Annotated in this window: 5 protein-coding genes; all 5 read left to right on the top strand. The window is 30.6% G+C overall.

Annotation, left to right across the window (positions count from 1 at the left end; translation table 11 throughout):
* The first annotated feature begins 76 nt into the window (after nt 1–76).
* Genes V7Q02_RS15675 through V7Q02_RS15655 form a run of 5 tightly spaced genes read left to right on the top strand, consistent with a single transcriptional unit; the run spans nt 77 to nt 5,678 of the window.
* On the top strand, nt 77–1,081 hold the full coding sequence (locus V7Q02_RS15675) for a hypothetical protein (RefSeq protein WP_333862020.1): 1,005 nt from the start codon (nt 77–79) through the stop codon (nt 1,079–1,081).
* Between the two features lie 11 nt (nt 1,082–1,092).
* On the top strand, nt 1,093–2,331 hold the full coding sequence (locus tag V7Q02_RS15670; RefSeq protein WP_333862019.1) for a hypothetical protein: 1,239 nt from the start codon (nt 1,093–1,095) through the stop codon (nt 2,329–2,331).
* Nucleotides 2,332–2,348: 17 nt separating this feature from the next.
* The gene (locus V7Q02_RS15665) at nt 2,349–4,409 is read left to right on the top strand and encodes a hypothetical protein (protein ID WP_333862018.1); all 2,061 of its coding nucleotides are present in this window, start codon (nt 2,349–2,351) and stop codon (nt 4,407–4,409) included.
* 1 nt (nt 4,410) lies between these two features.
* Nucleotides 4,411–4,671, top strand: coding sequence for a hypothetical protein (locus V7Q02_RS15660; protein WP_333862017.1), 261 nt, complete (start codon nt 4,411–4,413; stop codon nt 4,669–4,671).
* Nucleotides 4,672–4,682: 11 nt separating this feature from the next.
* Nucleotides 4,683–5,678 carry a hypothetical protein gene (locus V7Q02_RS15655; RefSeq protein ID WP_333862016.1) on the top strand — a complete coding sequence of 332 codons (996 nt, stop codon included), beginning with the start codon at nt 4,683–4,685 and terminating at the stop codon, nt 5,676–5,678.
* Nucleotides 5,679–5,738: the final 60 nt, after the last annotated feature.

Genomic DNA, 5,738 nt, shown 5'->3' with positions numbered 1-5,738 from the left:
ACTTTGTATTTAACAACGTCAGTAGTTCTTCAAAAATACTGTGGGTGGACTTTAACATTTTGGAGGATTTGTAAAGATGGGTTTACCTAGACACGTTATAAATTTTGATGAGCTAACGGATGAACTTAGGAGAGATTTCCTCCAGCTTATAGATGATGCATTAAAGGACAAATATCCACAATTAGACATGCAGGAGATTAAATCTCTACTAAGTGAAATAGAAGATTTATTGCCAGATGAAAAGTATAGAGGGCTTAAAAATAGGATAGAACAATTTTTAGTATATAAGTACGAAGGTACCCAAAAGGTCCAGGGAGCTTTGATTGATATTCCTGCAATTATAAATGATTATAAGCAGGAGTTTCTTTTTGATAAAGATGTTTTTCTTACAGGCATACATTTAAACCAGACAGGATGGAAAAAGAATGACAGGTACAGCTTAGTTATAGACAAAGAAAAAATAATAGATGGTGCCACTACCAAGGAAATAGGGGAGCATAAATACTTTAACACTTACTATAAAGTAAATGCCAATACTCCTGTTTCTTTTATTTTGCATAATAATAGTGGCAACAGCAGACAAACTTTAGTTGATCTAGAATACCTGGAAGGGCAGGAAACTACAATAAACCCTTCACCACCAGATCCGGATATAAATGATATACCAAATGATTGGGATATAGCAGTCCGTATGCAGTGGGAGGAAAATTCACTTTGCGACATGGATCTTCATGGGTTTATGGGAAACATGCATGTGGCTTTTTGGAATAAATCTTATACTGGTTTCTATCTTAATTGGGATTACCAAGAACATATAAGTAATGATAATCCTGAAATAATATCGGTTAAAGGGCACTATGATAAGACCTTAAAGATATATGTACAGAATTATAATTCAGTGCCTTTAAAAGAACCCGTAAATGTAAAAATATATGAGAAAAGAAGCTACGAGATAGCATTGCTGAAAGAATACAATATTGAGGTTGAAAATAAGAGTCACCTGGGATACGGAGTGTGCAGTATAGATTTAAAAACTAAGAAAATAACAGATATGTTTACCAGAAAGAATATATTTGAATAGGAGGTAGTTACATGGCAGTGACAGAAGATTTTTATTATGTGGAGGGTAACACCAGTGTAAAAAATTTGGTTAAGACCCTTGTTACTGAAATAACCCAAAATGCTGGAATTTATAAATGGGATTTAGTGGTTCCATCTAGTATAAATGATATCGGAACTAACGGAACACCTAAAACAATAAATTTAATAACAGATGGAAGTACTACACAATTAGTAACAACTACAATTACCACAAGTAAACAAAACGATACATGTATTTTAAAAACTACTACTTTATATGGAAAAACATTTTATGTAAAAATAGAGAGACCAGATAGGGAATTGACTACAGAAGAAAATGACATTATAAAGAAATTTGCTAGTGCACATACTTATTATAATGGGTCCACTTATATTCATAGAACAGATGCAGAGGCATTAGAATATTTATATGGACAAGAATCCTCTAATGGATTTGAGAATCAATATGAGGAATATGTGGCAGCTTTATCGGTAAGTCAAGCTTTAAACAATATAAGACTCCAACTTTGTGACAGTTTAAATAGTGAGGGTACTGATATAAATATTGATAGTAATATACAGAAAAAATATAATTTTAGATTTTCATGGTATAGAAATCTACTCCCAACAATAAAGGACTGGTTGCCAGTACAGTATAATTTATCCATGACAAAGGATGCTATAAATCTTGTACTAAGAGGAGATCCTTCTGCTGATGTTGCTCCTTACAGAAATTATCTTACTGGGTATGCTTACATTGGAGCTATAAAACCTGTAGAAGATTCGGCTTATACGGATGATGTATATAACTTCGGAATAACCGTATCTTCTGATATGGAGCCTATTTATAGCAACCTATACGGAGAAAGAACAGCCACAGGAGTAACCGATATGTGTATGTTGGCAAATAAAATAGGGATGCCTTATCAACCCCATTATCCAGCTTTTTATACCACTAATCCATTTATGGATAAATGCAATGTAGAGGGAAGCAGGTGGGACCATAAGAAACATCAATTTTCAGATATTACATTAGTCCATCCTGTAGATATGGAAAGAGGGAAGATGATAAATGTATTAGTTGGAGATGCTTCATCTATTTTTGACGGAGATAAATTAACCTATTTAAAAGATACAGATCAGGAAGAAAATTATAAGAAATTTAAAATAAAGGCTCCATTTAATTTTTTAAACAATAGTGCCAATAGAAATTATTGTATTGCAATTCGGTGTTACAAAACCTCTGAATAGAAGAGGAGTGGTGAGATATGCCCTTGCATATAGTTCCTCTATGTGAATTTAAATATGTAGGGAATACTGTTTGTTCTGGAGCTATATTTAGATATAAAAGCTTGAATAAAATTATAAAAGCAAAGACAAGATTATTAAGTATAGAGAAAGGTAAAAATATAGATAAAGTGTTTTCTCAACAATATTTATCTCCCATAACAGAAAATCAAATAAATAAATATTATTCTAAAGAAATGAATACAAAGTATAAAGAAATACACTTAAAATGGGGAGCGTTACTTAGTAAGCACAAAAAGTTAGAATTTATAATAGATAATTTCAGAGAATTGAGAGGCGGGAATAGTAATATTATAAGGATAAAACATTCTAAGGAACTGAGACGCCCTATATCTATACTGTATATTAAAAAGAATATAATGTTGAGGGGGAAATATAAAGAGCTTATTCCTAACGCATTGAGTATATATTTAAAATCTCCTGAAAAGAATTTTATAGTAGAATATTCTATGATGCTAAAATCGAGACAAGGGGATAGATTAGTTATAAATAAACTAGAGATATTGTACCTTATCGAAAAGAGAAATAATGCTATTATAAATATATACAAGGGTATATACCTAAAAAAAATAACAGACATGGATTTTAATATTGAAACAAGTAAATTATTAACTAGAGTTATAAAAAGCCAAATGAATAAAAGTTATTTCTTAAAATGCATAAAAGGACAGACTATTAGAGATTTGAAGTTTATTTTAAATATCCAATTTTTAATACGAAATAATAATATAAATTTAGGGAAAAACCATGGTATAGATATAGTTACTCTATTAAATTTAAGGAATATATGGAAGATAACTTTGACTAAAAAAGTAGATAGAGGTGTGGACAAATATATAAATAAACTTGAATTGTTAAGGAAAATGCATAGAGGCAAGAATAAACAATTAAATGAAGATTTATCCATAAAATTAATTGATAGAAATAATCTGAAAAGAGTAAATAAAACAGATGCCAACAAGAATTTATGCAGAATTGCAATTGAAAAAATATCTAAGTTTTTACACCGTGCATTTTTATACAGGACAACAAGCATAGAAACATTGAAAGAAATTAACAACTATGGGCTAGTTCTCTTAAAAAGAACTCCTATCTCTATATCCTATAATACTAGATATACGTATAAGTTCGTGAATATAGAAATAACTTTTTTAGCTAATATACTGGGATTATATAAAAATTCTGTTAGAAAAATATTTAAAATCTTAAACAGGCATATATTTAGAAATAAGAAAAACAAAATATATAAGATACATGAAAGAGCAGTAAATCGTGTACCGAGTATTTTTACATTAAAATTTGATGATGCATTGTTTTTAAAAATCGGTTATAGACAAGTAAATTTAATTGAAACTAAACTCAAATTTATTGAGATAATTAAACGTTGGTGGTGGCTCAATTCTACCAACCCAAAAGATAATTTAATAATCCCTAATAAGGATTTCGGTTATACCCAAGAGCTTTTGAATAATCCTAAATATGAGTACCTTAGATTCAATAATCATCCTATAGAATGGGGAAATATTTGGGGAATAGATTATAATATTCCTACCTATGCTGTAAGTATAGAAATAATGTTGGATCTTGTAAATATTTTAATTATGGTATGGCACGATAATGTACAAGGGTGGTTGTGTAGTACAGGTAAAGAATCAATGCAGTTCATAATGGAACTTCTATATGATTGGTATACTTTAGAGAATTCTAACCCTAACGTAGATTACTATAGGGCTTACAGATGGATTAGGTGGGAGGCGGAGAAGGTATACTTTTTAAATTTGGATACCGGATTGCAAGCTGTAGGAATTCTTATAGCTAATCTTATAGGATATTTAAAGAATCATGAATTTGATTTAGTTCCACTTTGGAGAAATCCAAAGGCTATGGATATAGAACGAAATTTCAATAGGATTGCGCAAAATGGTGATTTGATGAAAGTCTTAAATAAAATAAAAGGCAGGAGATATTACTGTATAGAAATACAACACATAGAGAAGAAGAATATTTTTGGAGGTGATTAATGTGGCTACAGGTACTAGCAGGATAGATTTTAAGAATCCCAGGCAAAAACAGTGGGGCATTATTAAAAATGGTACTCTGACACAATTAAATTATGGGTATATAGTAGATGAAAGTGGTAATCCAATAACATCTTATTATACAAATTGTTATGAAGATGTGTTGGATCAAGTTCATGATCTTTTGGCAGCTGGAACAGGTGTAAATGATATACAGGCTGTGGAATTTGTTCCATATGACTATATAATGCAGCCCGTTGTATAGGAGCTGATTTAATGAAACTTGTAAAAGTTAAAGATGGACTGCTAGAGGTTGAGAATTTTTTCTTAACCTCTTCTTTTAGTGATTTCGCTGGAAGTGCAAATATGAGCAGAGACATTAGCACTGGAGAGATGAAGTTAATTAGCAACAATAAGATTGAAAGAAATTTTACTTTTGCGGAATTTGTTATAGAGCTTGAAAAAGATAATTTTAGTTCTATGGGGCAGGATGATTACTGTATTTTATACCTGGGAAATGATGATTATGCTTTTGGAATCAAGGATGATAAATTAGACGAACAGCATAAGTTCTGGAAGATTCTCAAACAAGATAATTATATTCAGGCTTATGTATCGGATGATGGAATTAACTACATTAATATTGGTGGTATGAATTTTACAGAAGGCATCACAAAACAAGGATTTGAAAAGCACAGTAGTGAGGATTTTATATTGAACAATTATAGAGTCTATGCGAGTCCTTACATAACACTTCAAAACTTCCTTGAAAATACCATCTGTGAGTTATATGGTGAAAATGATAATTTACTTAAAACCAGAATGTTTGATAGCAATATGGAATGCAAGATATTTTTAGACTCTAATACCCAGGGATATTTTATTTTTAAAGATGAAGAGGAAAATGAACTATACAGATCTGATCTGCTGGATTTAAAATACGGTGACATATATGTATTTAGCCAGTACGAACTTGAAATAATTTATAATGGATTAGTTGTTACAAATACAAGTCCTGGTATGCTGAAAGATTTGGATGAAAGCATAACTATTAAAAATGTAGATGCTGTGGATTATACTGGATTAAATATTGGAATAGAAACTGCAAGCAATGACTTAATTCAGTTAAGTCTAGATGGTGAATCTTATTCTGACACTATAACTTTAGACTTAGCACAGGGCCAAAGCAAAGATATATTTGTCAAGATAACTAAAAATGTAGATAATCATAATTTCTCTGTAAGGGATTTTCAATTGGTAATAAATGAGTAGGTGAGCGTATGAGTGAATTTTTTAGTGTAACTTTAAATAAAGATGTTGTGCTGGATGATA

Origin of the sequence: Clostridium sp. (assembly GCF_036781005.1) — a bacterium.
GTDB lineage: Bacteria > Bacillota > Clostridia > Clostridiales > Clostridiaceae > Clostridium_B.
This window is presented reverse-complemented; position numbering and strand designations above follow the sequence as displayed.